Raw genomic sequence first — 25,839 nt, 5'->3', positions numbered from 1 at the left:
ACACAGCACTGTATCGTTGACTAAAGTGGTAACTGTCCCAGTACACTTCTAAACTGTTCCGGTATTGTTTCACACAAGAATAAAATGCCCGTGAAATCGAGTGCTGCGTCATGACCAATCTTTTGCTCTACCAACGTATTGCTCAACAACTGGCTGAAGACATCCGCCGTGGCGTCTATCAACCGGGGGAGCGCGTGCCTTCGGTACGCAAGATGAGCTCGCAGCTCAATGTCAGCCATGCGACGGTGTTGCAGGCTTACGCCAATCTCGAGGATCAGGGCCTGATTCGCGCGCGGCCGCAGTCCGGTTACTACGTGCACCAGACCCCGGCACTGACCGCACCGACGCCGGATATCGCCCGGGTCGAACGGCCTGGGCTGGTCACCCGCGCCAGCATCATTCAGCAAGTGTTGGTCGAATCGCGCCGCGAAGGGGTGTTCCCTCTTGGCGCGGCGGTGCCGAGCGTCGAGTATTTGCCGGTGCGGGCGCTGCATCAGCAATTGGCCAAAGTCACCCGGTTCCATAGCCCGCGAGCGTTCAGCTATATGTTCAGCCCGGGTTTCGAACCGCTGCGCCGGCAAGTGGCAATCCGCATGCGCGACGCCGGAGTGGTGGTCGATCCTTCAGAAGTGGTGATCACCCACGGTTGCGTCGATGCATTGCAGATGTCGCTGCGTGTGCTGACCCGTCCGGGCGACCTGATCGCCGCTGAATCGCCGACCTATTACGGCCTTTTGCAACTGGCTGATCTGCTGGGTTTGAAAGTGATCGAGATCCCCAGCGATCCGGCCACCGGCATGAGTCTTGAAGCCTTGCAACTGGCGGCCAACCAATGGTCGATCAAGGCCTTGGTCCTGACCACACGCCTGAGCAATCCACTGGGCGGCACCATGCCGGAAGAGCGGCAGAAACAGTTGCTGCGCCTGGCTTCGGATTTCGATATCCAGATTGTCGAGGACGACATTTATGGCGAGTTGATGTTCGAACAGGGCCGCACCAAAGCTCTGAAAGCCTACGACCGGCTGGATCGGGTGATCTACTGTTCGAGCTTCTCCAAGACCTTATCGCCGGGCGTGCGTGTCGGCTGGATGATTGCCGGCAAGTATCAGCAGGAAATCCAGCGTCTGCAGACGTTCACCACGCATTCGGCGTGCAGCGTGACGCAAATGGCGATTGCTGCCTATCTGGAAAACGGCGGTTATGACCGGCATTTACGGTACATCCGCCAGGAATACCGAAAAAACCTCAGCGCGTTCCAGCTGGCGGTTCAGCAGTACTTCCCCGAAGGTACACAAATGACCCGGCCCACCGGCGGTTTCATCCTCTGGGTGAGTCTGCCGGGCAGGGTCAATACTCAGGAACTGCATGTCCGCGCATTGCAGCAGGGCATCAGTATTGCGCCGGGGCTGATCTTCAGTAATACCGAGCAGTTCAACCACTGTATCCGCCTCAATTGCGGCACGCCGTGGAATCGCGAGGCGGAGAGGGCGCTGATGACCCTCGGTTTGCTGGCGACGCAACTGTGTCAGGAAACCGCTGGCGGTTTCTGAACGAGCGGCGCGTCGTGCTTGTCTTGTGACGCTCAACAGGCGAGCATATGGCCCTCTGCCGTTAGTGTTGTTGGGTTCATGAAAGCGATTTTTCCTGCCGCCTGGGTTTTGCTTGGTGTGTTGACGATGGGCCACGCGCCCGGTGTCATGGCAGCCGCCGTTCAGGAAAAGCCTGCAACGTCCGCACCGGCAAGCAAATCGACCACCAGCAAAAAAGCCGTTGCCGATAAAAAAGCCCAGGATAAAAAAACTCAGGATAAACAAGTCCGGCAGAAGAAAGCCGCCACGGTGAAGAAACGGCCCCCGGTCGCTTCCAAATCGAAGCCAGCCAGTGAGGTGGTAAAGACCAGACTGCCGCCGGCCAAGCTCGATCTGAGCCTGCCCAAGGAAATGGTCCAGCAGCTCAAGCCGGCCGGTAGCGTGCCGATGCCCAAACACGAGGGAATCCTGCCGCAGATGTTTGGCGAGAAGGACAGCGGGTTCCAGCTCAACGGCCGCCTGCTCAGCAACGAAATGCAATTGCAGCTGCGCAACGAAGAGCGCCGCGATATCGAAGGCGCAGCGCTGGATTTCGAGTTCAAACAGTAAATTCAATCGATCCGTGACCCGCAGACCAGACGCTTTGTCGCAGACTGGTCAGTCACGTTCAGTTATCGGTAAAAACCCCGGTTCAGGGAATTTGAAACAACCGTTTTAGCGGTTACTCTGTCCGTGTCTCTTTAACACATTGCCCGTCGCGAGGACTTGCTCGTCATGAAATGCCGTGAAGGCTGTGGCGCTTGCTGTATTGCCCCTTCCATCAGTTCTGCCATTCCGGGTATGCCCAACGGCAAACCTGCCGGCGAACGTTGCGTACAGCTGTCGGTCGAAAACCTGTGCAAGATTTTCGGCCAGCCGGAGCGTCCGGCGGTCTGTTCAGGATTTGCCGCCGATGTCGAAGTCTGTGGCAGCAGCTCGGAAGAAGCGATCAGGTTGATCGGCTGGTGGGAGCAGATGACGGCGGCGTGATGTGTCAAACGAACGGAACTTCAACAATAAGGAATAAGACTATGGGTTCGCTGCATCGTATCGCTGTGTTGTGTGGTTTGACGGCCGTGCTGGCTACTTCGGTTGCTCAGGCTGAGGACTGGAAGGTCGCCAAGGAGCAGGACGGGATCAAGGTCTCGCTGGCCGAAGTGCCGGGCTCCGATTACAAGTCCTATCAGGGTGTAACCCTGATGAAGACCACCATTGCCAAACTGCGCGCCTTGCAGGAAGACGTCCCGGGTGCCTGCGCCTGGATTCACGAGTGCAAAACCCAGAAGCTGCTCAAGCACGAGGGCGATCAGAGTTGGACCTACACCCAGTTCAATACGCCGTGGCCAGTGACCCCGCGTGATTCGGTGCTGCACATCACCACCGTCGAAGGCGCTGATGGCAGCCTGACCCGCAACCTCGAAGGCGTGCCGAAGTACGTTCCGGAAGAGAAAGGCTTTGTCCGCGTCGCTCAGGTCAAAGGCTTCTGGAAGTTCGTACCGAAAGGTGATCAGGTCGAAGTGACCTATCAGGTGCACACCGAGCCAGGCGGCAGCGTGCCGGCCATGGTCGCCAACAAGTTTGTGGTCGATGCGCCGTTCAACACCCTTAAAGCCCTGAAAGAACGCGCCGAGAAGTAATCCGCGCGCTTACCGCAAAACGCCCCGATCGATTCGGGGCGTTTTTGTTTTGTCGTTATATTGTGTTTCCAGATATGCGCTGCACGAAATTTTCACAAAGCGTTCCAGACAATTCACCCAGGCAATTCACTTCGTCTCCCTGCGGCAGCCTGTATGAAAGAGTCGGGCAGCGGGGTAGTAATCAATGGCAATGCTGTCGTTGATCGTGCAACATTTGCGCACCGCGCACCGCGCACGCCCCGGGGCCTGGAATGGCCAATAGAGGGCATGGCGCCGCTGTATTTTGCAACTTCAACTTCCAATGGGTCCTAAAACGACATGGCAAACCCGGACGCCCTGAATCAGCAGCGATCTTCCACTCGCCTGCTGCAACCGACCGTCAAATCGCATCTGGCCTACACACTGCTGTGTGCTCTGGTCATGATGGTGATGTTTTCCGTGCTGCGCCTCGCGCTGCTGGTCTACAACCGCGAGATGATCCTCGACACCCCGGCTTCGACCTTCCTCGAAGCTTTCGCCAACGGCCTGCGTTTCGACCTGCGCCTGGTGGTCTACGTCTGCGTTCCGCTGCTGCTGGCACTGTTCAGTGCGCGGGCGATGGCGGCACGCGGCTTCTTCCGTCTGTGGCTGACCGTGGCTTCCAGCATCGCGCTGTTCCTCGGCCTGATGGAGATGGACTTCTACCGCGAGTTCCACCAGCGCCTCAACGGCCTGGTGTTCCAGTACGTGAAGGAAGACCCGAAAACCGTGATGAGCATGCTCTGGTACGGTTTTCCGGTGGTGCGCTACCTGCTGGGGTGGGCCGTCGGTACCGTGATCCTGACCCTGGCCTTCAAGGGCGCCGACCGTGCAACCCGTCCACGGGGCCCGTTCAGCGGCGGCAACGTCGGCACCCGTCAGGTGGCGCCGTGGTACACCCGCCTGGCGGTGTTCGTGGTCTGCCTGCTGATCTGCGTGGTGGCCGCCCGTGGCACCCTGCGTCAGGGCCCGCCGTTGCGTTGGGGTGACGTGTACACCACCGAATCGAACTTCGCCAACCAGCTCGGCCTCAACGGTACGCTGTCGCTGATCGCGGCTGCCAAGGACCGCATGGGCGAGGATCGCAACAACATCTGGAAAGCCACCCTGCCGCAGGAACAGGCGCAGAAAGTGGTGCGCGAGATGCTGGTGATGCCGGACGACAAACTGGTCGATGCCGACATCGCCGCCGTGCGTCGTGACTACACGCCGCCGGCCGACAAGACCCTGCCGATCAAGAACGTGGTCGTGATCCTGATGGAAAGCATGGCCGGTCACTCCGTGGGCGCCCTGGGCGCGCCGGGCAACATCACGCCATACCTCGACAAACTGTCGAAGGAAGGCCTGCTGTTTGACCGCTTCTTCTCCAACGGTACGCATACCCACCAGGGCATGTTTGCGACCATGGCGTGCTTCCCGAACCTGCCGGGTTTCGAATACCTGATGCAGACCCCGGAAGGCAGCCACAAGCTCTCCGGCTTGCCGCAGCTGCTCAGCGCGCGCAAGTATGACGACGTCTACGTCTACAACGGTGACTTCGCCTGGGACAACCAGTCGGGCTTCTTCAGCAACCAGGGCATGACCAACTTCGTTGGCCGCAACGACTTCGTCAACCCGGTGTTCTCCGATCCGACCTGGGGCGTGTCCGACCAGGACATGTTCGACCGCGGTCTGGTGGAGCTGAAGGCGCGGGAAAACGGCAAACCGTTCTATGCGCTGCTGCAAACCCTGTCCAACCACACGCCGTACGCCTTGCCGACGCCATTGCCGGTCGAGCGCGTGACCGATCGCGGCACGCTCAACGAACACCTGACCGCCATGCGTTACTCCGACTGGGCGTTGGGTCAGTTCTTCGAGAAGGCGCGCAAAGAGCCGTACTTCAAGGAAACCCTGTTCGTGATCGTCGGCGACCACGGTTTCGGCAACGAGCGTCAGATCACCGAAATGGACCTGGGCCGCTTCAACGTGCCGATGCTGATGATCGCACCGGGCATCCAGGAGAAGTTCGGTACCCGTGACCACACCGTGGGCACCCAGATCGACATCGTGCCGACCATCATGGGGCGTCTCGGTGGCGAAGTGCGTCACCAGTGCTGGGGGCGTGATTTGCTCAACCTGCCGGCAGGCGACACCGGTTTCGGTGTGATCAAGCCGTCGGGCAGCGAGCAGACCACTGCCATCGTCACCGCCGACCAGATCCTGGTGCTGCCGAAAGAGAAGGAAATGGCGCCGAAGATCTATCAGTACCAACTGGGCGCGAACCCTTCTGCCGAGATCATTGCGGACGCCCCGCGTACCGCCGAACTGAAACTCAAGCTTGAAGCGTTCCTGCAAACCGCGACCAAGAGCCTGATGGATAACACCGCCGGTGTGATCAATGGCAAGCCCGACTGATAAAACCGCTGCATAAAAAAGAGGCCCCTGAGGGCCTCTTTTTTTGTCTTGGGGTTTTATATCTTGCCAAGTAACAGCAAGACCAACAGCACCACCAAGACCACGCCGATAATGCCCGACGGGCCGTAACCCCAACTTCTGGAGTGCGGGAAGACCGGCAGACCACCGATCAGCAACAGGATCAGGATAATGATAAGAATTGTGCCCATGTCGATTTCCTTGTTGATAGTGTTCGAGAAGTCTTGGTATTCAAGGGCGACTGGAGGCTAACTAAATCCAGACGGCTTACAAATTCCGACTGGTGCGAATGACAGAAGATTCAAAGTTTTTTTAATGTATTTAGATTTCAGGCTTATTTCCTTTAAGGCAAAAAGATCGCAGCCTCGTTTCACTCGATAGCTCCTATATCCATCCATGTAGGCGCTGCCGAAGGCTGCGATCTTTTGATCCTCCATTCAGCAACTTGATGGAGCGTGGGCGCACGCAGAACCTTCGCTACACTCCGCGCATCTCCTACGGAACAACAGGGCTGTCTGCTATGCAAAATCGCATGATGATCACGGGTGCGGGCTCAGGTTTGGGTCGCGAAATCGCGCTGCGCTGGGCGCGTGAAGGCTGGCAGCTGGCCTTGTCCGACGTCAGCGAGCCCGGCCTGCAGGAAACCCTGAAGCTTGTGCGTGAGGCCGGTGGCGACGGTTTCACCCAACGCTGCGATGTGCGCGATTACAGCCAGCTCACCGCGTTTGCCCAGGCCTGCGAAGTGAAGCTGGGCGGCATCGATGTCATCGTCAACAACGCGGGTGTGGCGTCCGGCGGGTTCTTCAGCGAACTGTCGCTGGAAGATTGGGACTGGCAGATCGCAATCAACCTGATGGGTGTGGTCAAGGGCTGCAAGGCGTTCCTGCCGCTGCTGGAGCAGAGCAAAGGCAAGATCATCAACATCGCCTCGATGGCGGCGTTGATGCAGGGCCCGGCGATGAGCAACTACAACGTGGCCAAGGCCGGTGTGGTGGCGTTGTCGGAAAGCCTGCTGGTGGAACTGGCGCAGCAGGAAGTCGGGGTGCATGTGGTCTGCCCATCGTTCTTCCAGACCAACTTGCTCGATTCGTTCCGTGGCCCGACCCCGGCGATGAAAGCGCAGGTCGGCAAGTTGCTGGAAAGTTCACCGATCAGCGCAGCCGACATCGCCGACTACATTTATCAGCAAGTGGCCGCCGGCGAGTTCATGATCCTGCCGCACGAACAGGGGCGCATGGCCTGGGCGATCAAGCAGAAGAACCCGCAACTGATCTACAACGAAATGACCACCATGGCCGATAAAATGCGCGCCAAGGCCAGACCCACCAACGGTTGAACTTGCCCGCCGGGTGTCGCGTCGTTAGGGTGGCCGCAATGGTCACCCTGTCGAGACGCATCAATGCTCAATTACCTGTGGTTCTTTCTGGCGGCGCTGTTTGAAATCGCCGGTTGTTTCGCTTTTTTCATGTGGTTGCGCCAAGGCAAAAGTGCCCTGTGGGTGATCCCGGCGCTGCTCAGCCTGACCCTGTTCGCCCTGTTGCTGACCCGTGTCGAAGCGGCTTACGCCGGTCGCGCCTATGCCGCGTATGGCGGGATCTATATCGTGGCGTCGATCGGTTGGCTGGCGGTGGTCGAGCGTGTGCGCCCGTTGGGTTCGGACTGGATCGGCGTGGCGCTGTGCGTGATCGGGGCCAGTGTGATTCTGTTCGGGCCACGCTTTTCCGCTGCTTGAGACGAGGCTGTTTAGCGATTTGCAGGAAACGTCTGACGGGCGCAGCGATTGCGGGTGTAGGGCAAGACTGAATTGCTCGCCGCGCATTGTCGAGCGGGCGTTCACCGCGCATCTTCAGGGCTGGCTAACCCTGAAGGACGAACTCCATGCTTGTACTCAGCCGTGTTGTGGGCGAGTTGATTTCCATCGGTGACGACATTTCCGTGCGCGTTTTGTCAGTCAACGGTTCCAGTGTGCGCTTTGGTGTCGAGGCACCGCAGAAGGTCAATGTGCACCGCTCTGAAGTCTACGCGCGGATTCAGCGCAAACAGGCCACCGAAAAGGTCCGCTAGTCGAACAGATGCTTGGGCACATCGTGTTTGAGCATCAGCTGGCATTGCTCGCTTTCCGGGTCGAACACGATCAGTGCCTGGCCTTTGGTCAGCGCCTGGCGCACACGCAACACGCGGGTTTCCAGCGGTGTGTCATCACCGTTGTCGGTGCCATCGCGGGTGACGAAATCCTCGATCAGGCGGGTGAGGGTGTCGACTTCAAGAGCATCGTAGGGAATCAGCATGGGCACCTCGGCTAAATCAATGTCGGGATGCTACGGCGATTGCGGTTTGCCTGCCAGTTTTGTGTGGTGGGTACCGGCCTCATCGCGAGCAGGCTCACTCCTACAGGGAAATGCATTCCAACTGTAGGAGTGAGCCTGCTCGCGATAGCCATAGTTCAGAACAAAGAATTAACTGTCGGAACGTTGCCCCACCAGACTGTCTACCGACGGCACCCGGGTATCGCTCTCCATTTGCGTCTCATGTTCGATCTGATGACTGAAGCGATCGAGCGATGCATTGGCCGGCGCGGCATCGCTGGCGAACACTGGTGGACTCAGGATGTACGCCCCGAGCAAACGACTGAGCGCTGCCAGGCTGTCGATGTGCGTGCGTTCGTAACCATGCGTGGCATCGCAGCCGAAGGCGAGCAGGGCAGTACGGATATCGTGCCCGGCGGTGACCGCCGAATGCGCGTCGCTGAAGTAATAGCGAAACAGGTCACGGCGCACCGGCAGTTCGTTTTCGCTGGCCAGGCGCAGCAGATGGCGCGACAGGTGATAGTCGTATGGCCCGCCGGAATCCTGCATCGCCACGCTCACCGCGTGCTCGCTGGAATGCTGGCCCGGCGCGACCGGTGCGATGTCGATGCCGACGAATTCGCTGACATCCCACGGCAAGGCCGCCGCCGCACCGCTGCCGGTTTCTTCGGTGATGGTGAATAGCGGGTGACAGTCGATCATCAACTCCTGACCGCTGTCGACGATGGCTTTGAGCGAAGCGAGCAACGCCGCGACACCGGCCTTGTCATCCAGGTGACGGGCGCTGATATGGCCGCTGTCAGTGAACTCCGGCAGCGGGTCGAATGCCACCACGTCGCCGACGCTGATACCCAGTGAGTCGCAGTCGGCCTTGGTGGCGCAGTAGGCGTCCAGGCGCAGTTCGACGTGATCCCAACTGATCGGCATTTCGTCCACGGCGGTGTTGAACGCGTGCCCGGACGCCATCAGCGGCAACACGCTGCCGCGAATCACGCCGTTGTCGGTGAACAGGCTGACGCGGCTGCCTTCGGCAAACCGGCTCGACCAGCAGCCGACCGGGGCCAGGGTCAGACGCCCGTTGTCTTTCACTGCGCGCACGGCCGCGCCGATGGTGTCGAGGTGTGCGGAGACGGCGCGGTCAGGGCTGTTCTTCTTGCCCTTGAGGGTGGCGCGAATCGTGCCGCGACGGGTCATTTCAAAGGGAATGCCGAGTTCTTCCAGACGCTCGGCGACGTAGCGCACGATGGTGTCGGTGAACCCGGTGGGACTGGGAATGGCGAGCATTTCCAGCAGGACTTTTTGCAGGTAGTTCAGATCCGGTTCGGGGATATGTGTGGTCATGGAAACTCCTGATGAGTTGAGGCGCATCGATGGTTTCGATGAGGAAGATTTGTGGTGCCTTTGAGGGCCGCATCGCGAGCAGGCTCACTCCTACAGGGGAACGCGATTAAATGTAGGAATGAGCCTGCTCGCGATGGCTGCGGTACGTTCAGCACATCAATTTCAGACTGCAGGCTGACTGTGCGGAAACAACAAATCGACAAACCGCTCCGCCGTCGGCTGCGGCTCATGATTGGCCAGGCCCGCACGTTCGTTGGCTTCGATAAACACGTACTCCGGTTGATCCGCCGCCGGCACCATCAGATCAAGGCCGACCATCGGAATGTCCAGCGCTCGCGCCGCGCGTACAGCGGCATCGATCAGGGTCGGATGCAGGATCGCGGTGACATCCTCCAGGGTGCCGCCGGTGTGCAGATTGGCAGTACGGCGCACGAACAGATGCTTGCCGGCCGGCAGGATGCTGCTGTAGTCATAACCGGCCGCGTGCAGGGTGCGCTGGGTTTCGTGATCCAGCGGGATCTTGCTCTCGCCGCCGGTGGCAGCTTGCCGGCGCCGGCTCTGGGCCTCGATCAAGGCGCCAATCGAGTGATGCCCGTCACCGACCACTTCTGCCGGACGACGAATCGCCGCCGCCACCACTTCAAAACCGATCACCAGAATCCGCAGGTCCAGCCCTTCGTGGAAGCTTTCGAGCAGCACCCGGCTGTCAAAACGCTTGGCGGAGTCGATGGCTTGCTGCACCTCTTCGATGCTCTGCAGATCCACCGCCACGCCCTGGCCCTGTTCACCGTCGAGCGGCTTGACCACCACCCGCTGATGCTCGTCGAGAAACGCCAGGTTGTCGTCGGCATTGCCTGCCAGTTGCTGTGAGGGCAGGTTCAGGCCGGCGCCTTTCAACACCTTGTGGGTCAGGCTTTTGTCCTGGCACAGGCTCATGCTGATGGCGCTGGTCAGGTCGCTCAGCGATTCGCGGCAACGCACCCGGCGCCCGCCATGGCTGAGGGTGAACAGCCCGGCATCGGCGTCATCCACTTGCACATCGATGCCACGCCGATGCGCTTCTTCGACGATGATCCGCGCATACGGATTGAACTGCGCCTCCGGTCCCGGGCCGAGAAACAGCGGCTGATTGATGCCGTTCTTGCGTTTGATGGCGAAGGTCGAGAGGTTGCGGAAACCGAGCTTGGCGTAGAGGTTCTTCGCCTGTCGGTTGTCGTGCAGCACCGACAGGTCCAGATAACTCAGGCCGCGACTCATGAAATGCTCGATCAAATGCCGCACCAGCACTTCGCCGACACCGGGGCGCGAACACTGCGGATCGACCGCCAGGCACCACAGGCTGCTGCCGTTTTCCGGGTCGTTGAACGCCTTGTGATGATTCAGACCCATGACGCTGCCGATCACCGCGCCGCTGTCTTCATCTTCGGCCAGCCAGTACACCGGGCCGCCCTGATGGTGCGGGGTCAGCCGCGTGGCATCGATCGGCAGCATGCCGCGCGCCAGATACAGCTGATTGATCGCCTGCCAGTCCGCTTCGCTTTGCGCCCGGCGAATCCGGAAACCGCGAAATACTCGCGTAGCCTGGCGGTAATCGCTGAACCACAGACGCAAGGTATCGGATGGGTCGAGAAACAGCTGAGTCGGTTCCAGACCCAGAATTTGCTGCGGCGCGGCGACGTACAGGGCGATGTCGCGCTCGCCCGGCTGCTCGTTGAGCAGTTCCTGCGCCAGCGTCGCCGGGTCAGGAAAGGTGTGGCCGATCAGTAGCCGGCCCCAACCGCAATGCACGGCGATGGGATCGCCGCCGAGTTCGCTGCCGTCTTCGGCCAGACGTGCCTGCAAGCGCTCATATGAGGGTGTCTGACCGCGCAACAGGCGTTGGCTGATAGCCGTGGCGTGAGGTTTCATCGATCAGATTCCTTGTTCACTGAGCCACAGGTTCAGGGCCGCCAGTTGCCACAGTTTCGAGCCGCGCAGTGGGGTCAATTGGCCTTGCGGATCGGTCAGCAGTTTGTCGAGCATGGCCGGGTTGAACAGGCCGCGATCCTGGCTCGGATCCAGCAGCAGTTCACGTACCCAGTTCAGGGTGTCGCCCTGCAAATGCTTGAGACCCGGTACCGGGAAGTAGCCTTTCTTGCGGTCGATCACTTCGCTTGGAATCACCAGGCGTGCAGCTTCTTTGAGTACCTGTTTGCCGCCATCGGGCAGCTTGAACTGGCCGGGAATCCGCGCCGAGAGTTCCACCAGGCGATAGTCGAGAAACGGCGTGCGTGCTTCCAGGCCCCAGGCCATGGTCATGTTGTCGACGCGTTTGACCGGGTCGTCCACCAGCATCACCGTACTGTCCAGACGCAGGGCTTTATCGACCGCAGCATCGGCGCCGGGTTGGGCGAAATGTGCCTTCACGAAGTCGCCGGCCGCGTCATTCGCGGTCAGCCATTTTGGCTGCACGGTGGCGGCGTAGTCGTCGTAACTGCGGTCGAAGAACGCCGCGCGATAGGCCGCGTACGGATCCGCCGCACCGTCGACCTGCGGATACCAGTGATACCCGGCAAACAGCTCGTCGGCACCCTGGCCGCTTTGCACCACCTTGCAGTGCTTGGCCACTTCGCGGGACAACAGATAGAAGGCGATGCAATCGTGGCTGACCATCGGTTCGCTCATCGCACGGAACGCAGCGGGCAGTTGTTCGATGATTTCTTTTTCGTCGATGCGCAATTGGTGGTGCTGAGTGCCGTAGTGCTTGGCGATCAAGTCCGAATACTGGAACTCGTCACCGCGCTCGCCACCAGCGTCCTGGAAACCGATGGAAAAGGTCGACAGGTTTTCCACGCCGACTTCACGCAACAGCCCGACCAGCATGCTCGAATCGACGCCGCCCGAGAGCAGCACGCCAACATCCACCGCCGCGCGTTGACGGATCGCCACGGCTTCGCGGGTGCTGTCGAGCACGCGGTCACGCCAGTCTTCAAGGGTCAGGTTTTTCTCGTCGTCGTGTGGGCCGTAGGGCAGGGTCCACCAGGTTTTCTGCTCGGTGCTGCCATCGGCTTCAACACGCATCCAGGACGCTGGCGGCAGCTTTTCGATGCCCGCGAGCAAGGTGCGTGGAGCGGGCACCACGGCGTGGAAATTCAGATAGTGATTGAGCGCCACTGGGTCGAGGATCGGGTTGATGTCGCCACCCTTGAGCAACGCCGGCAGGGCCGAGGCAAAGCGCAAACGCTGGCCGGTGCGTGACAGGTACAAAGGCTTCACGCCGAGACGGTCGCGAGCGATGAACAGGCGCTGGGCGTCACGTTCCCAGATGGCGAAGGCAAACATGCCGTTGAGTTTTGGCAGCAGTGCTTCGCCCCAGGCGTGGTAACCCTTGAGCAGCACTTCGGTGTCGCCACCGGAATAGAAGGCATAACCGAGCGCTTCGAGTTCGGCGCGCAATTGCGGAAAGTTGTAGATTGCGCCGTTGAAGGCCAGGGACAAACCCAGTTGGCTGTCGATCATCGGCTGCGCCGAGCCGTCCGACAGGTCCATGATTTTCAGGCGACGATGGCCCAGGGCAATCGGCCCTTGGGCATGGAAGCCCCACGCGTCGGGGCCGCGAGGGGCCAGGTGGTGGGTGATTCGCTCAATGGCTGCAAGGTCTGCAGGTTGATGATCAAAACGTAACTCGCCAGCTAATCCGCACATAAAGTCCTTACCGGTTTTTCCGTTGGGGAGAGGTGATTCCGCGTCCGGCCAAAATGGCCGGTACTCAGAAACTGACCCGGTGCAGTTGTGGGAGTTTTAGAACGATGAGTTATAAGGGGTGGCGACTGACCGGCGGCCAGTCGCGATTTTTCACTTGCCGCGAATCAACTGGCGCAGCGCGAAACGGTTGGGATGGCAGGCCTCGGCAACACTTCTGGGCAGTGGCAGCGGCTCATTATCCAGCCACGCGGCCAGCAGTTCGCCGGACAGCGGCGCGGTGATCAGCCCCCGTGAGCCATGGCCACTGTTGACGTACAGACCGTCGAGCCACGGGCAGGCAACGTCCGGCACTTGCCGCGCATCCTTGGCCAACGCGGCATAGGCCTGAGCGAAGGTTTCGCGGTCGGCGAGCGGGCCGACAATCGGCAGATAATCGGGGCTGGTGCAGCGGAAGGCAGCGCGGCCCTCTAGCGTTTGCGCGGGCAGTTCGTGGATGTGCAGACGCGCCACCAGATCGCCGGAAATCTCTTCGAGCATCGCCAGATTGCCCAGGTGTTCGGCGGTGGTCGGGGTCAGGTCATCGCTGTTGAAGTCGAAGCTGGCGCCGAGGGTGTGTTCGCCAAGGCGTGCCGGTGCGACGTAGCCTTCGGCGCAGACCACGGTGCTCAATGCCTGACTCTCAACGGTTTGCGGCAGACGCGTGATCTGCCCGCGAATGCGCTTGAGCGGCAGCTCGGCACTTTGCGCAAAACGTTTGATTTCGGCCGCGCCGGCCAGCACCACCACCGGGGCGCTGGCGAGCACGCGGTCGCCGTCGAGGGCCTGCCACTGGCCCTCGACCTGGCGCAGTTCCAGCGCGTGGTGATGCTTGAGCAATTGGATGTTCGGTTGCGTGGCTTGCGCCTGGCACAGCGCCGGCGGATGCACCCAGCCACCTTCGGGGTAGAACAGCCCGCCGTGGGCCAGACTGATCCCGGCCTGAATTTCGGCTTGCGGCTGATCGAGCCAGTGCACCAGATCTTCCGGGAACGCCGCGGCCAATTGCGCCTGACGCTCGGCCTCTTTGGCATTGAACGCCAGTTGCAGCACGCCGCAATCGTCCCAGTCCGTGCCGCGTTGCAGGGTTTCCAGCAGACGGCGGGTGTAGCCGAACCCGCTGACGATCAGTTGCGACAATGCGGTGCCGTGGGCCGACAACTTCAGGTACAGCACGCCCTGTGGATTGCCCGACGCTTCCTGCGCCACGTCGGCATGCCGCTCCAGCAGGCTGACCTGCCAACCGCGCGCCGCGAGGCTGGCGGCGCTGGCGCAACCGGCCAACCCGGCGCCGATCACCAGCGCTCGACGTTCACCGGTCACCGGGGCAGGGCGGGCGAACCACGGTTTGTCCGGCGCCGGTGGCGCAACGTCCTGCGGCCAGCCGAGAAACTCGCCGCGCAGGATTTCCCACTTGTGGCCGATGCCCGGCGTGCGCTTCATCTTGAACCCGGCGGCGTTGAGCAAGCGCCGCACCCAACCGGTGCTGGTGAAGGTGCTGATGGTCGAGCCGGGCGCGGCCAGCCGTGCCAGTTCGATGAACAGTTCGGCGGTCCACATCTCAGGGTTTTTTGCCGGGGCGAAACCGTCGAGGAACCACGCGTCGATCTGCGCATCGAGCTGCGGCAGTTGCTCCAGCGCATCGCCGATCAGCAGCGTCAGCGTCACCCGGCCATTGCCCAGAATGATCCGCTGAAAACCCTGATGGATCGCCACGTAATGGGTCAGCAACTGCTCGGCCAGCGGCTTGAGCTCCGGCCACAAAGCCAAGGCCCGTTGCAGATCGGCCGGACTCAGCGGGTACTTTTCGACGCTGACGAAATGCAGCCGCGCCCCGGCCACCGCGTGTTGCTCGAACAACTGCCAGGCACAGAGAAAATTCAGTCCGGTGCCGAACCCGGTTTCGCCGATCACCAGTCGCCCGTGCGCCGGCAGCGCCGCAAAACGCTCGGCCAGACGGTTCTGTTCGAGGAACACATAACGGGTTTCATCCAGCCCCGACTGGTCGGAAAAATACACATCATCGAACACCCGCGAACGCGGGCGTCCCTGGTCATCCCAGTCGAGTTGGGCGTGGGGCAATACAGGTTTCATGGCAGGCTCGGCAACGACAAGGCGGCCATTCTAGCCGATCGCGCGGAGGGTGCTTGATCCATGGCAAGTGGTCCTTGGGTCGAATGCAGGATCATCACCGGCTTTTGTGGCGAGGGAGCTTGCTCCCGCCGGGGTGCGCAGCAGCCCCAAAACCTGCGACCGCTATTTGTCTGGAGGACCGTGGTTGCAGATTTTGCGACTGCTGCGCAGCCGAGCGGGAGCAAGCTCCCTCGCCACAGGGTTTCAATCATTTAACCCAACTTTGTGGGGGAATTTCCCCTCCATCGCCGTGCCCAATCCGCTAGTCTTGCTGAATCCTGGAAGGAGCCGTCCCTATGTTTGAATCCGCTGAAATCGGTCACGCCATCGACAAAGAGACTTACGACGCGGCTGTGCCTGCGCTGCGTGAAGCATTACTGGAAGCGCAGTTTGAGTTGCAGCAGCAGAAGCGTTTCCCGGTGATCATTTTGATCAACGGCATCGAAGGCGCCGGCAAGGGCGAAACCGTCAAGTTGCTCAACGAATGGATGGACCCGCGCCTGATCGAGGTGCGCACCTTCGATCAGCAGACCGATGAAGAGCTGGCGCGGCCACCGGCCTGGCGTTACTGGCGGATGCTCCCGGCCAAGGGGCGGATGGGGGTGTTCTTCGGTAACTGGTACAGCCAGATGCTCCAGGGGCGGGTTCACGGTTTGTTCAAGGATCCGCGTCTGGATCAGGCGATCAACGCCGCCGAGCGTCTGGAAAAGATGCTGTGCGACGAAGGCGCGCTGATCTTCAAGTTCTGGTTCCACCTGTCCAAGAAACAGATGAAGGCGCGGCTCAAGGCACTGGCCGACGACCCGCTGCACAGCTGGCGCATCAGCCCGCTGGACTGGCAGCAATCGCAGACCTACGACAAGTTCGTCAAATACGGCGAACGCGTGCTGCGCCGCACCAGCCGCGACTACTCACCTTGGCACGTCATCGAAGGCATGGACGCCAATTACCGCAGCCTGGCGGTCGGCAAGATCCTGCTCGAAGGCCTGCAAACCGCGCTCAAGCGGCCACAGGTGCACACTGAGGAAGTCAACGCCGCACCGCTGGGCACGGCGGTCGATCAACTGAACCTGCTCGACAGCCTCGACCTGAATCAGCAGCTGGAAAAGAAAGACTACGAAGAACAACTGATCACCGAGCAGGCGCGTTTTTCCGGGTTGATGCGTGACAAACGCATGCGCCGCCACGCCCTGGTGGCGGTGTTCGAAGGCAACGATGCGGCGGGCAAGGGCGGGGCGATCCGCCGGGTGGCGGCGGCGCTCGATCCGCGTCAGTACAGCATCGTGCCGATTGCCGCACCGACCGAGGAGGAGCGTGCGCAGCCGTACTTGTGGCGTTTCTGGCGGCACCTGCCGGCGCGGGGCAAGTTCACCGTGTTCGACCGCTCTTGGTACGGTCGGGTCCTGGTGGAGCGGGTCGAGGGCTTTTGCAGCCCGGCCGACTGGCTGCGCGCCTACAGCGAGATCAATGACTTCGAGGAGCAGATCGCCGATGCCGGCGTCATCGTCGTCAAGTTCTGGCTGGCGATCGACAAGGACACGCAGATGGAGCGGTTCCAGTCCCGGGAACAGATTCCATTCAAGCGCTTCAAGATCACCGAAGACGACTGGCGCAATCGCGACAAGTGGGACGTCTACCGCGCGGCCGTAGGCGACATGGTCGACCGCACCAGCACCGAGATTTCGCCGTGGACCCTGGTCGAGGCCAATGACAAGCGCTGGGCGCGGGTCAAGGTGCTGCGCACGATCAACCGGGCGCTCGAAGAGGCGTTCGAAAAGTCCGACAAGCGTGCGAAAAAGCACAAGGACTGAGCCGATGGACACGCATACGCGGGGTGAATGATTGTCGCCGTCGGCGGCGGGGTGGACTTATGCTCGGTTCACTCTCTTCCGACAACAACAATTGAGGTATGCCATGCGTGAAGTGGTGATCGTCGACAGCGTGCGGACCGGCCTGGCCAAGTCCTTTCGCGGCAAGTTCAACCAGACCCGTCCCGACGACATGGCGGCCCATTGCGTCAACGCGCTGCTGTCGCGCAACGACATCGACCCGGCCAGCGTCGAGGATTGCATTGTCGGCGCCGGCTCCAACGAGGGCGCGCAGGGTTACAACATCGGTCGTAACGTGGCAGTGCTCTCGCGCCTGGGCACCAATGTGGCCGGCATGACCCTCAATCGTTTTTGCTCCTCGGGTTTGCAGGCGATCGCGATTGCCGCCAACCAGATCGCTTCCGGTTGCAGCGACATCATTGTTGCCGGTGGCGTCGAGTCGATCAGCCTGACCCTGAAAAGCGTCAACACCGATCACCTGATCAACCCGTTGCTCAAGCAGCAGGTACCGGGCATCTATTACACGATGGGCCAGACCGCTGAAGTGGTAGCGCGCCGTTATGCCGTCAGCCGCGAGGCGCAGGATCGCTATGCGCTGCAGAGCCAGTTGCGCACGGCCCAGGCGCAGGCCGCCGGACTGTTCGATGATGAAATCGTGCCGATGGCGGTCAAGTACCGGGTCGAGGACAAGCACAGCGGTGAGGTGCAAATTCTCGACGGCATCGTCGACCGTGACGACTGCAACCGCCCGGACACCACCTACGAAAGCCTCGCCGGATTGAAACCGGTGTTTGCCGAGGACGGTTCGGTAACCGCCGGCAACTCGTCGCAGTTGTCTGACGGTGCATCGATGACCCTGGTGATGAGCCTGGAAAAAGCCCTGCAACTGGGGCTCAAGCCCAAGGCATTTTTCCGCGGTTTCACCGTGGCCGGTTGCGAGCCGGACGAGATGGGCATCGGCCCGGTGTTCTCGGTGCCGAAACTGCTCAAGGCCAAAGGCTTGCAGGTGGCGGACATCGATCTGTGGGAACTCAACGAGGCGTTCGCTTCGCAGTGCCTGTATGCGCGGGATCGGCTGGAAATCGAGAACGACAAATACAACGTCAACGGCGGCTCGATTTCCATTGGCCACCCGTTCGGCATGACCGGATCACGACAGGTCGGGCATCTGGTGCGCGAGTTGCAGCGGCGGGATCTGCGTTACGGCATCGTCACCATGTGCGTGGGTGGCGGGATGGGGGCGACGGGGTTGTTTGAGGCGGTGCGCTGAATCAGGAATAAATTTGTTGGCTGATCGGTTGCTATCGCGAGCAGGCTCACTCCTACATTTGGAATGCGTCCCCTGTAGGAGTGAGCCTGCTCGCGATTGGATCAACCCGGTTACCGGTTGGAATCCAGAAGCTGCATCCGCGCGATATACGCCTTTATTTCCTGCTCAGCCTTTTGCGCATTGTCGAACGGCCCTTCAAGGGTGTTCTCTCGCGTGCAGAAAAACAGTTCGCCATTGACCCGACACAACCGGTCGCTGCGAAAGTGCGTGGCGGGGGCGCTGTCCTGGGCGCGCATTCCGTACATGATCGGCCTCCTTGATTGATGCGCTGAAAGGGGTCCAACGAGCTTATGCCTGAAGCACTTGGCGCGCCCGCCCAGCCGATCAACGGCGATCCGTCAATTTAATGCTGCGACCTGCGCAGTTTCATTTGCGGCCTGGCCCGAACTGTCCCTGTGTTGCACCTGCGTGCGCGCCTAGAATGACTGCTCTTGTCAGCAGGCATTGGGGTTCGCATGCACATTTCATCCGGTCGCTGGGTTTACGGTCTGTTCCTGGCGCTGCTGACGGCCTTCCTGTGGGGCATCCTGCCGATCAAGCTCAAGCAGGTGTTGCAGGTGATGGACCCGATCACGGTGACCTGGTTTCGCCTGTTGGTCTCCGGCGGTTGCCTGTTCATTTATCTGGCGTCGGTCAAGCGTCTGCCGAGCCGTAAAGCGCTCGGACCCCGGGGCGGCTGGCTGGTGTTGATGGCGGTGCTCGGGCTGGTCGGCAACTACGTGCTGTACCTGATGGGCCTCAACCTGCTCAGCCCCGGCACCGCGCAACTGGTGGTGCAGATGGGACCGATCATGTTGCTGATCGCCAGCCTGTTCGTGTTCAAGGAGCGCTTCAGCATCGGCCAGGGCATTGGCCTGGCGGTGCTGCTGATCGGCTTTGTGCTGTTCTTCAATCAGCGTCTGGCCGAACTGCTCACCTCGTTGTCGGACTACACCGCTGGCGTGTTGCTGGTGCTGTTGGCCTCGACGGTCTGGACCTTTTACGCGCTGGGCCAGAAGCAATTGCTCACGGTGTGGAATTCGCTGCAGGTGATGATGGTGATCTACCTGTTCTGCGCGCTGTTGCTGACGCCGTGGGTGCATCCGCTCGAGGCATTGGAGCTGAGCCCGTTGCAGGGCTGGCTGCTGCTGGCGTGCTGCATGAATACGTTGATTGCCTATGGCGCATTTGCCGAAGCGCTGGCGCATTGGGAGGCGTCGCGGGTCAGTGCGACGTTGGCGATCACCCCGTTGGTGACCTTTGGTGCGGTGGCGCTGGCGGCGTGGATGTGGCCGGAATACGTGCACGCCGAGCAGATCAATGGCCTGGGTTATGGCGGGGCAGTGCTGGTGGTGCTGGGTTCGGTGCTGGTGGCGTTGGGGCCGTCGTTGATGGCCGGGTTGAAGGCGCGGCGAATGCGTATGGCCTGAAAATCAAAAGATCGCAGCCTGCGGCAGCTCCTACAGGTTGGAATGCATTCCCTTGTAGGAGCTGCCGAAGGCTGCGATCTTTTTTGCTGTTAGCCCTTGGCGCCAGCCTCGATCATGTTCTCCGGCCGCACCCAGGCATCGAACTCTTCATCGGTCAGATACCCCAGCTGCAGCGCCGCCTCGCGCAAGGTCAGGCCTTCGCTGTAAGCCTTCTTGGCGATTTCTGCCGACTTGTCATAACCGATGTGCGGGTTCAGCGCCGTCACCAGCATCAGTCCGCGCTCCAGGTGTTTGGCCATGACGTCGGCGTCCGGCTCAAGACCTGCGATGCAGTGCTGCTGGAAGTTGCTGCAACCGTCGGCGAGCAGGCGGATCGATTGCAGCAGGTTGTGGATGATCACCGGTTTGAACACGTTCAGTTGCAGGTGGCCCTGACTGGCCGCGATGCCGATGGTGACGTCATTGCCCAACACCTGGCAGGCGAGCATCGACAGCGCTTCGCACTGGGTCGGGTTGACCTTGCCGGGCATGATCGAGCTGCCCGGCTCGTTGGCCGGCAGCTTCACTTCGGCAAACCCCGCGCGTGGACCAGAGCCGAGCAGGCGCAGGTCGTTGGCGATTTTCATCAGCGCCACGGCGAGGGTTTTCAGGGCACCGGACAGGCTGGTCAGCGGTTCATGCCCGGCCAGTGCGGCAAACTTGTTCGGCGCGGTGACGAACGGCAGGCCGGACAGCGCGGCGAGTTCTGCGGCTATCGCTTCGCCGAAGCCGTGCGGCGAATTCAGGCCGGTGCCGACCGCGGTGCCGCCCTGCGCCAGTTCACACACGGCTGGCAGCGCTGAGCGGAGCGCTCGTTCGGCGTAATCCAGTTGCGCTATAAATCCAGACAGCTCCTGACCGAAGGTGATCGGCGTCGCATCCATCATGTGCGTGCGGCCGGTCTTCACCAGTTTCATATGGCGTGCCGCCAATTCGGCCAGACCGCCGGACAGCTCGGCGATGGCCGGCAGCAGTTGTTCCTGCACGGCTTTGGCGGTGGCGATGCTCATGGCGGTGGGGAAGCAGTCGTTGGAGCTTTGCGAGCGGTTGACGTGATCGTTGGGGTGCACCGGCGTCTTGCCGCCGCGCGGGTTACCGGCCAGTTCGTTGGCGCGACCGGCGATCACTTCGTTGACGTTCATGTTGCTCTGGGTGCCGCTGCCGGTCTGCCAGACCACCAGCGGGAACTGGTCGTCGTGCTGGCCGTCGAGCACTTCGTCGGCGGCTTGTTCGATCAGGCGGGCGATGTCGGCGGGCAGGTCGCCGTTGCGGTCGTTGACCCGGGCGGCGGCTTTCTTGATCAGGGCCAGGGCGTGCAGTACCGGCAACGGCATGCGTTCCTGACCGATGGCGAAGTTGATCAGCGAGCGTTGCGTCTGAGCACCCCAGTAAGCGTCGTCCGGGACTTCGATCTGGCCCAGGCTGTCGGTTTCGATACGGCTCATGGTGCACACTCCTGTTGGTCTGTTTGCGCAGTTTAGGCCCGGTCAGGCCCAGGTGGTTCCCTCGAACCGATTGTTGACCGGTAAAACCCGGCCAATCAAGCACGGCAAGGGCCGGGGGTTGAGCCACGAGGTTTTTTAGGCGCAGAATGGTCGCCCTTGGGGTTTTACCTCGCTAGCTAGAAAAGGAAACTCGATGACTCGTCTTCGTGCCATCTGTACCGCGGTTGCACTGGTTTGCGCCAGCGGCCAGGTGCTTGCCGATACCGCCAGCCACAACGCCAGTGCCGAAGCTTTCCTGACCCTGGCGCACGCTGACAAACTGGGTACTCCGGTGTACATGCAAGTGCAGCAAATGTTTGCTCAGCGCTTTGAACAGACCAAAGCCCCGGAATCCAAGAAAGCCGTACTGGAAACCTACCAGGCCAAGGCCAACGCTGCCCTGGACCAGGCCATCGGCTGGAACAAGCTCAAGCCTGACATGGTCAAGCTCTACACCAGCAACTTCAGCGAATCCGAGCTGAAAGACCTGGTCGCGTTCTACCAGTCGCCACTGGGCAAGAAAGTCCTGGAAAAAATGCCGCAGCTGACCCAGCAATCGGCCCAGATGACCCAGGCCAAGCTGGAAAGCGCCGTCCCTGTCGTCAACAAACTGCTCGACGACATGACCAACGAGCTGGCACCGAAAGGCGCTGCGCCGGCCAAGAAGAAGTAAGCGGAGTTCGTGATGACCATGCAACAACGCATCGAATCGACGCTGAGCCTGCTTCAGCCTGAGCATCTGCAGGTGCTGGACGAAAGCCACATGCACAGTCGCGGGTTACAGACCCACTTCAAGGCTGTGGTGGTCAGCGCACAGTTCGAAGGCCTGAACCGGGTCAAGCGCCACCAGAAAGTCTACGGCACGCTCGGCGAGCTGATGGGCGAGTTCCATGCGTTGGCGCTGCACACCTACACCCCGCAGGAATGGGCAGAGGTGGGCGCCGCTCCGGCGTCGCCGACCTGTGCCGGCGGTAGCAAACATTAAGATCAAAAGATCGCAGCCTGCGGCAGCTCCTACAGGTGGCTGCCGCAGAGGGTGATGTTTTTGCTAGAATCCGCAACGCGCCGCTCACCCGGCGCGTTTTTTTTGAATCCGGTTCACCCTTTGCGAGGGTAGCCACCTGGAGAAATACCCATGACACAACCGATTGTCGTGGCGGCACTGTATAAGTTCGTCACCCTCGAAGATTACGTCAACCTGCGCGAGCCACTGCTGCAAGCGATGGTCGACAATGGCATCAAAGGCACCCTGTTGATCGCCGAAGAAGGCATCAACGGCACCGTGTCCGGCAGCCGCGAAGGCATCGATGGCCTGCTCGCCTGGCTGAAGAACGACCCGCGCATGATCGACATCGACCACAAAGAGTCGTACTGCGACGAGCAGCCGTTCTACCGCACCAAAGTCAAACTGAAAAAAGAGATCGTCACCCTCGGCGTCGAAGGCGTGGACCCGAACAAAAAGGTCGGCACCTACGTCGAGCCGCAAGACTGGAACGCGCTGATCAGCGATCCGGAAGTGCTGCTGATCGACACCCGCAACGACTACGAAGTGTCGATCGGTACCTTCGAAGGCGCCATCGATCCGAAAACCACCAGTTTTCGCGAATTTCCCGATTACATCAAAGAGCACTTCGACCCGGCCGTGCACAAGAAGGTCGCGATGTTCTGCACCGGTGGCATTCGCTGCGAGAAAGCCTCGAGCTACATGCTGGGCGAGGGTTTCGAAGAGGTTTACCACCTCAAGGGCGGCATCCTGAAATACCTCGAAGAGGTGCCGCAGGAAGAAACCAAATGGCAGGGCGACTGCTTCGTGTTCGACAACCGCGTGACCGTGCGTCACGACCTCAGCGAAGGCGACTACGATCAATGTCATGCCTGCCGCACACCGGTCAGCGTTGAAGATCGTGCCTCCGAGCATTACGTGGCCGGCATCAGTTGCCCGCATTGCTGGGACAAGCTGAGCGAGAAAACCCGTCGCAGCGCCATCGATCGGCAGAAGCAGATCGAACTGGCCAAGGCGCGCAACATGCCGCACCCGATCGGCTACAACTATAAACAAGCATCCACCGAGGCTTAATCATGTCTGCGCGCCTGCTCTATGTGATGGATCCGATGTGTTCCTGGTGCTGGGGGTTCGCTCCGGTTGCCAAGGCATTGGTCGAGCAGGCGCAGGCAGCGGGGGTGGAACTGCATCTGGTGGTCGGCGGCTTGCGCACCGGCAGCGGTGCGGCACTGGAACCGACCACGCGGCGCTACATTCTTGAGCACTGGCAGGCGGTCACCGAGGCCACCGGCCAGCCGTTCAAGTTCGACGGCGCGTTGCCCGACGGTTTTGTCTACGACACCGAGCCGGCCTGCCGCGCGATCGTCACCGCGCGCAGCCTGGCGCCGGATTGCGCGTGGAAACTGGTCGGCCTGATCCAGCAGGCGTTTTACGCTGAAGGTCGCGATGTCACCCAGGCCAGTGTGCTGGTGGAACTGGCTGAACAGGCCGGCGTGCCGCGTATCGAATTTGCCGCGCTGTTCGATCATGCCGATCAACACAAGGCGACTCAGGCCGATTTCAGTTGGGTGCAGGATCTGGGCATCGCCGGTTTCCCGACCCTGCTCGCCGAACGCAACGGCCAACTGGCGTTGCTGACCAACGGCTATCAACCGCTCAGTGAGCTGTCGCCATTGCTCGGCCGCTGGCTGGAGCGCGCAGCCTGTGCCTGACCGGGCCGATGACACGCCAGCCGTAAAGCGTGTCGACCGGCTGAGCTGGGCAGAAGTCCGGCGTCTGGCGCTTCATCACAAAAAATCCCTGTGGATCGCTAACGGCGTGGCCGTACTGGCGACGCTGTGCAGCGTGCCGATTCCATTGCTGTTGCCGTTGCTGGTGGATGAAGTCCTGCTCGGCCATGGCGATGCCGCGCTGAAAATCATGAACCACGTGCTGCCGTCGATGTGGCAGCAGGCGGCGGGTTACATCGGCCTGATGCTGGTGGTCACCCTGACCCTGCGTTGCAGCGCCCTGTGCTTTGGTGTGCTGCAGGCGCGGTTGTTTGCGCGGCTGGCCAAGGACATCGTCTACCGCATTCGCGTGCGCCTGATCGAGCGCCTCAAACGTATCTCCCTCGGCGAGTACGAAAGCCTCGGCAGCGGCACCGTGACCACGCACCTGGTCACTGATCTGGACACCCTCGACAAGTTCGTCGGCGAAACCCTCAGCCGTTTTCTGGTGGCGATGCTGACCCTGGTCGGCACCGCCAGCATCCTGATGTGGATGCACTGGAAACTGGCGCTGCTGATCCTGCTGTTCAACCCGCTGGTGATCTACGCCACGGTGCAGTTGGGCAAGCGGGTCAAGCACCTGAAGAAACTGGAGAACGACAGCACCTCGCGTTTCACTCAGGCCCTGAGCGAAACCCTCGATGCGATCCAGGAAGTGCGCGCCGGCAACCGTCAGGGCTTCTTCCTCGGACGGCTCGGATTGCGCGCGCAGGAAGTGCGCAATTACGCGGTCAATTCGCAGTGGAAGACCGATGCGTCGAACCGCGCCAGCGGTCTGCTGTTCCAGTTCGGCATCGATATCTTTCGCGCCGCGGCCATGCTTACGGTGCTGTTCTCCGACCTGTCGATCGGCCAGATGCTCGCGGTGTTCAGTTACCTGTGGTTCATGATCGGCCCGGTCGAACAACTGCTTAATCTGCAATACGCCTACTACGCGGCGGGCGGCGCGCTGTCGCGGATCAACGAACTGCTGGCTCGGGCTGACGAACCGCAATACCCGGGCGGCGTCGATCCGTTCAAGGGTCGTGAAACCGTGGGCATCGAGGTGCAGGGGCTGAGCTTCGGTTACGGCGATGAGTTGGTGGTGGATCAGATGAACCTGTCCATCGCCCCCGGTGAAAAAGTCGCAATTGTCGGTGCCAGTGGCGGCGGCAAGAGTACCCTGGTGCAGTTGCTGCTCGGGCTGTACACGCCGTTGGCCGGTACGATCCGTTTCGGCGGTTCGACCCAGCAGGAAATCGGCCTGGAGCTGATTCGCGAAAACGTCGCGGTGGTGCTGCAGCATCCGGCGCTGTTCAACGACACGGTACGCGCCAACCTGACCATGGGTCGCACCCGCAGCGATGAAGCCTGCTGGCAGGCGCTGGAAATCGCCCAGCTGGAGGCGAGCATTCGCGCGCTGCCGGATGGTCTCGACAGCATTGTCGGACGCTCTGGCGTGCGCCTGTCCGGCGGTCAGCGTCAGCGCCTGGCGATTGCCCGGATGATCCTCGCCGAGCCGAAAGTGGTGATCCTCGATGAAGCCACTTCGGCCCTCGATGCCGCCACCGAGTACAACCTGCATCAGGCCATGGCGCGTTTCCTCAATGGCCGCACCACGTTGATCATTGCGCATCGCCTGTCAGCGGTGAAGCAGGCGGACCGCGTGCTGGTGTTCGATGGCGGGCGAGTGGCCGAGGACGGCGATCACCAGCAACTGATCGCGGATGGTGGCCTGTACGCCAAGCTGTATGGCCATCTGCAGCAGATACAACGCACTTGAGTTTCGTCGCACTTTCTGTGCTTAGTGCTTGAATTGCTTTGAGTAAAACCACCTGAAACCCTGCGACAGACCAGTCGGT

The 25,839-nt window shown here is 61.0% G+C and carries 24 protein-coding genes; 16 read left to right on the top strand and 8 right to left on the bottom strand.

Annotated features, from left to right (window positions below; all coding sequences use genetic code 11):
* Positions 1–110 precede the first annotated feature (110 nt).
* The 5 genes from NN484_RS16860 to NN484_RS16840 all read left to right on the top strand — a co-directional run bounded on the left by NN484_RS16860 (position 111) and on the right by NN484_RS16840 (position 5,617).
* The gene (locus tag NN484_RS16860) at positions 111–1,550 is read left to right on the top strand and encodes an aminotransferase-like domain-containing protein (protein ID WP_064588649.1); all 1,440 of its coding nucleotides are present in this window, start codon (positions 111–113) and stop codon (positions 1,548–1,550) included.
* 78 nt (positions 1,551–1,628) lie between these two features.
* Positions 1,629–2,138 carry a translation initiation factor 2 gene (locus NN484_RS16855; protein ID WP_215502035.1) on the top strand — a complete coding sequence of 170 codons (510 nt, stop codon included), beginning with the start codon at positions 1,629–1,631 and terminating at the stop codon, positions 2,136–2,138.
* Between the two features lie 165 nt (positions 2,139–2,303).
* On the top strand, positions 2,304–2,558 hold the full coding sequence (locus NN484_RS16850; RefSeq protein ID WP_127648896.1) for a YkgJ family cysteine cluster protein: 255 nt from the start codon (positions 2,304–2,306) through the stop codon (positions 2,556–2,558).
* A 41-nt stretch (positions 2,559–2,599) separates the two neighbouring features.
* Complete coding sequence (locus NN484_RS16845; RefSeq protein ID WP_127648895.1) at positions 2,600–3,205, top strand: START domain-containing protein; 606 nt, start codon at positions 2,600–2,602, stop codon at positions 3,203–3,205.
* Positions 3,206–3,523: 318 nt separating this feature from the next.
* Complete coding sequence (locus NN484_RS16840; protein ID WP_274657508.1) at positions 3,524–5,617, top strand: LTA synthase family protein; 2,094 nt, start codon at positions 3,524–3,526, stop codon at positions 5,615–5,617.
* 56 nt (positions 5,618–5,673) lie between these two features.
* Here NN484_RS16840 and NN484_RS16835 read toward each other — a convergent pair whose 3' ends face one another.
* The gene (locus NN484_RS16835; protein WP_172833327.1) at positions 5,674–5,832 is read right to left on the bottom strand and encodes a DUF3309 family protein; all 159 of its coding nucleotides are present in this window, start codon (positions 5,830–5,832) and stop codon (positions 5,674–5,676) included.
* Between the two features lie 323 nt (positions 5,833–6,155).
* Here NN484_RS16835 and NN484_RS16830 point away from each other — a divergent pair, with 323 nt between their 5' ends.
* From NN484_RS16830 to csrA, 3 genes are all read left to right on the top strand, one after another.
* Complete coding sequence (locus NN484_RS16830) at positions 6,156–6,971, top strand: SDR family oxidoreductase (RefSeq protein ID WP_274657507.1); 816 nt, start codon at positions 6,156–6,158, stop codon at positions 6,969–6,971.
* A gap of 63 nt (positions 6,972–7,034) precedes the next feature.
* Complete coding sequence (locus NN484_RS16825; RefSeq protein ID WP_003226957.1) at positions 7,035–7,367, top strand: YnfA family protein; 333 nt, start codon at positions 7,035–7,037, stop codon at positions 7,365–7,367.
* A 146-nt stretch (positions 7,368–7,513) separates the two neighbouring features.
* Positions 7,514–7,699: a carbon storage regulator CsrA gene (gene csrA, locus NN484_RS16820; RefSeq protein ID WP_127648892.1), complete on the top strand. Its 186-nt coding sequence runs from the start codon at positions 7,514–7,516 to the stop codon at positions 7,697–7,699.
* Here the strand turns inward: csrA and NN484_RS16815 are convergent.
* The 5 genes from NN484_RS16815 to mnmC form a co-directional block, all read right to left on the bottom strand.
* Positions 7,696–7,923 carry a YheU family protein gene (locus NN484_RS16815; RefSeq protein WP_003192759.1) on the bottom strand — a complete coding sequence of 76 codons (228 nt, stop codon included), beginning with the start codon at positions 7,921–7,923 and terminating at the stop codon, positions 7,696–7,698. The two genes, csrA and NN484_RS16815, sit on opposite strands and share 4 nt — an antisense overlap.
* Positions 7,924–8,091: 168 nt before the next feature.
* On the bottom strand, positions 8,092–9,282 hold the full coding sequence (locus NN484_RS16810; RefSeq protein ID WP_215502032.1) for an osmoprotectant NAGGN system M42 family peptidase: 1,191 nt from the start codon (positions 9,280–9,282) through the stop codon (positions 8,092–8,094).
* Positions 9,283–9,444: 162 nt separating this feature from the next.
* A complete protein-coding gene (ngg, locus tag NN484_RS16805; protein WP_215502031.1) occupies positions 9,445–11,190 on the bottom strand; it encodes an N-acetylglutaminylglutamine synthetase in 1,746 nt (581 codons plus the stop codon).
* Between the two features lie 3 nt (positions 11,191–11,193).
* Positions 11,194–12,966 (bottom strand): N-acetylglutaminylglutamine amidotransferase, encoded by a 1,773-nt coding sequence (locus NN484_RS16800; RefSeq protein WP_127648888.1) that lies wholly within the window; start codon positions 12,964–12,966, stop codon positions 11,194–11,196.
* A gap of 150 nt (positions 12,967–13,116) precedes the next feature.
* Positions 13,117–15,096: a bifunctional tRNA (5-methylaminomethyl-2-thiouridine)(34)-methyltransferase MnmC2/FAD-dependent 5-carboxymethylaminomethyl-2-thiouridine(34) oxidoreductase MnmC1 gene (gene mnmC, locus NN484_RS16795; protein WP_215502030.1), complete on the bottom strand. Its 1,980-nt coding sequence runs from the start codon at positions 15,094–15,096 to the stop codon at positions 13,117–13,119.
* A 335-nt stretch (positions 15,097–15,431) separates the two neighbouring features.
* Here mnmC and pap point away from each other — a divergent pair, with 335 nt between their 5' ends.
* Positions 15,432–16,946, top strand: a complete 1,515-nt coding sequence (gene pap / locus NN484_RS16790; protein WP_274657506.1) for a polyphosphate:AMP phosphotransferase — start codon at positions 15,432–15,434, stop codon at positions 16,944–16,946.
* Positions 16,947–17,049: 103 nt separating this feature from the next.
* On the top strand, positions 17,050–18,234 hold the full coding sequence (locus NN484_RS16785) for a thiolase family protein (protein WP_274657505.1): 1,185 nt from the start codon (positions 17,050–17,052) through the stop codon (positions 18,232–18,234).
* Between the two features lie 110 nt (positions 18,235–18,344).
* Here the strand turns inward: NN484_RS16785 and NN484_RS16780 are convergent, their stop codons facing one another.
* A complete protein-coding gene (locus NN484_RS16780) occupies positions 18,345–18,539 on the bottom strand; it encodes a DUF6316 family protein (RefSeq protein WP_127648832.1) in 195 nt (64 codons plus the stop codon).
* 210 nt (positions 18,540–18,749) lie between these two features.
* On the opposite strand from NN484_RS16780, the gene NN484_RS16775 reads away from it, so the two are divergent.
* The gene (locus tag NN484_RS16775; protein ID WP_215502027.1) at positions 18,750–19,703 is read left to right on the top strand and encodes a DMT family transporter; all 954 of its coding nucleotides are present in this window, start codon (positions 18,750–18,752) and stop codon (positions 19,701–19,703) included.
* Between the two features lie 89 nt (positions 19,704–19,792).
* On the opposite strand, the gene NN484_RS16770 is transcribed toward NN484_RS16775, so the two are convergent.
* The gene (locus NN484_RS16770) at positions 19,793–21,187 is read right to left on the bottom strand and encodes a class II fumarate hydratase (RefSeq protein ID WP_127648830.1); all 1,395 of its coding nucleotides are present in this window, start codon (positions 21,185–21,187) and stop codon (positions 19,793–19,795) included.
* Between the two features lie 193 nt (positions 21,188–21,380).
* Between NN484_RS16770 and NN484_RS16765 the strand changes: the two genes are divergently transcribed.
* The 5 genes from NN484_RS16765 (at position 21,381) to NN484_RS16745 (ending at position 25,760) form a co-directional block, all read left to right on the top strand.
* The gene (locus tag NN484_RS16765; protein WP_003226938.1) at positions 21,381–21,899 is read left to right on the top strand and encodes a DUF2059 domain-containing protein; all 519 of its coding nucleotides are present in this window, start codon (positions 21,381–21,383) and stop codon (positions 21,897–21,899) included.
* Between the two features lie 12 nt (positions 21,900–21,911).
* Entirely contained in the window at positions 21,912–22,211 is a 300-nt protein-coding gene (locus tag NN484_RS16760) for a BolA family protein (RefSeq protein ID WP_127648829.1), read from the top strand.
* Between the two features lie 150 nt (positions 22,212–22,361).
* Positions 22,362–23,303, top strand: a complete 942-nt coding sequence (gene trhO / locus NN484_RS16755; RefSeq protein ID WP_108592511.1) for an oxygen-dependent tRNA uridine(34) hydroxylase TrhO — start codon at positions 22,362–22,364, stop codon at positions 23,301–23,303.
* Positions 23,304–23,338: 35 nt separating this feature from the next.
* Entirely contained in the window at positions 23,339–23,941 is a 603-nt protein-coding gene (locus NN484_RS16750; RefSeq protein WP_174823774.1) for a DsbA family protein, read from the top strand.
* A complete protein-coding gene (locus tag NN484_RS16745; RefSeq protein ID WP_127648827.1) occupies positions 23,934–25,760 on the top strand; it encodes an ABC transporter ATP-binding protein in 1,827 nt (608 codons plus the stop codon). The genes NN484_RS16750 and NN484_RS16745 overlap by 8 nt, the downstream gene beginning before the upstream one ends.
* Positions 25,761–25,839: the final 79 nt, after the last annotated feature.

The organism is Pseudomonas serboccidentalis (genome assembly GCF_028830055.1).
GTDB lineage: Bacteria > Pseudomonadota > Gammaproteobacteria > Pseudomonadales > Pseudomonadaceae > Aquipseudomonas > Aquipseudomonas serboccidentalis.
The sequence above is the reverse complement of the archived record's forward strand: the minus strand, read 5'-3'. Positions and strand labels throughout refer to the sequence as shown.

Bases quoted from the DNA above. Each gene is read 5' to 3' on its own strand.
- NN484_RS16860 (WP_064588649.1), top strand. From the start codon at position 111: ATGACCAATCTTTTGCTCTACCAACGTATTGCTCAACAACTGGCTGAA.
- NN484_RS16855 (WP_215502035.1), top strand. From the start codon at position 1,629: ATGAAAGCGATTTTTCCTGCCGCCTGGGTTTTGCTTGGTGTGTTGACG.
- NN484_RS16850 (WP_127648896.1), top strand. From the start codon at position 2,304: ATGAAATGCCGTGAAGGCTGTGGCGCTTGCTGTATTGCCCCTTCCATC.
- NN484_RS16845 (WP_127648895.1), top strand. From the start codon at position 2,600: ATGGGTTCGCTGCATCGTATCGCTGTGTTGTGTGGTTTGACGGCCGTG.
- NN484_RS16840 (WP_274657508.1), top strand. From the start codon at position 3,524: ATGGCAAACCCGGACGCCCTGAATCAGCAGCGATCTTCCACTCGCCTG.
- NN484_RS16830 (WP_274657507.1), top strand. From the start codon at position 6,156: ATGCAAAATCGCATGATGATCACGGGTGCGGGCTCAGGTTTGGGTCGC.
- NN484_RS16825 (WP_003226957.1), top strand. From the start codon at position 7,035: ATGCTCAATTACCTGTGGTTCTTTCTGGCGGCGCTGTTTGAAATCGCC.
- csrA (WP_127648892.1), top strand. From the start codon at position 7,514: ATGCTTGTACTCAGCCGTGTTGTGGGCGAGTTGATTTCCATCGGTGAC.
- NN484_RS16815 (WP_003192759.1), bottom strand. From the start codon at position 7,923: ATGCTGATTCCCTACGATGCTCTTGAAGTCGACACCCTCACCCGCCTG.
- NN484_RS16810 (WP_215502032.1), bottom strand. From the start codon at position 9,282: ATGACCACACATATCCCCGAACCGGATCTGAACTACCTGCAAAAAGTC.
- ngg (WP_215502031.1), bottom strand. From the start codon at position 11,190: ATGAAACCTCACGCCACGGCTATCAGCCAACGCCTGTTGCGCGGTCAG.
- NN484_RS16800 (WP_127648888.1), bottom strand. From the start codon at position 12,966: ATGTGCGGATTAGCTGGCGAGTTACGTTTTGATCATCAACCTGCAGAC.
- mnmC (WP_215502030.1), bottom strand. From the start codon at position 15,096: ATGAAACCTGTATTGCCCCACGCCCAACTCGACTGGGATGACCAGGGA.
- pap (WP_274657506.1), top strand. From the start codon at position 15,432: ATGTTTGAATCCGCTGAAATCGGTCACGCCATCGACAAAGAGACTTAC.
- NN484_RS16785 (WP_274657505.1), top strand. From the start codon at position 17,050: ATGCGTGAAGTGGTGATCGTCGACAGCGTGCGGACCGGCCTGGCCAAG.
- NN484_RS16780 (WP_127648832.1), bottom strand. From the start codon at position 18,539: ATGTACGGAATGCGCGCCCAGGACAGCGCCCCCGCCACGCACTTTCGC.
- NN484_RS16775 (WP_215502027.1), top strand. From the start codon at position 18,750: ATGCACATTTCATCCGGTCGCTGGGTTTACGGTCTGTTCCTGGCGCTG.
- NN484_RS16770 (WP_127648830.1), bottom strand. From the start codon at position 21,187: ATGAGCCGTATCGAAACCGACAGCCTGGGCCAGATCGAAGTCCCGGAC.
- NN484_RS16765 (WP_003226938.1), top strand. From the start codon at position 21,381: ATGACTCGTCTTCGTGCCATCTGTACCGCGGTTGCACTGGTTTGCGCC.
- NN484_RS16760 (WP_127648829.1), top strand. From the start codon at position 21,912: ATGACCATGCAACAACGCATCGAATCGACGCTGAGCCTGCTTCAGCCT.
- trhO (WP_108592511.1), top strand. From the start codon at position 22,362: ATGACACAACCGATTGTCGTGGCGGCACTGTATAAGTTCGTCACCCTC.
- NN484_RS16750 (WP_174823774.1), top strand. From the start codon at position 23,339: ATGTGTTCCTGGTGCTGGGGGTTCGCTCCGGTTGCCAAGGCATTGGTC.